This is a genomic window from Rhizobium sp. SVR5-9E (genome assembly GCF_056755095.1).
Window position 1 is genome coordinate 1 of sequence record NZ_JBNDHS010000775.1, and the last position, 234, is coordinate 234.

At 62.4% G+C, this 234-nt stretch carries 1 protein-coding gene; it reads right to left on the minus strand.

Features of this window, described 5'->3' with window-relative positions:
• On the minus strand, positions 1-234 hold a 234-nt coding region (locus ACPYOJ_RS36940; RefSeq protein WP_481420623.1), incomplete at both ends, for a glycine--tRNA ligase subunit beta.

Below are 234 nucleotides of genomic sequence, written 5' to 3' on the forward strand. Positions count from 1 at the left end.
GATACGCAGCACGCCCAGGGCAGCACGACGCAGCGCAAACGGGTCTTTGTCGCCTTTTGGATGCTGGCCGATGCCAAAGATACCTGCAAGGGTGTCCATCTTATCGGCAATCGCGACCGCACAGGCCACCGGATTAGACGGCAGCGCGTCACCCGCGAAACGCGGCTGATACTGCTCGTTCAGGGCCACGGCCACATCTTCCGCTTCACCGTCGTGACGCGCGTAGTGCATCCC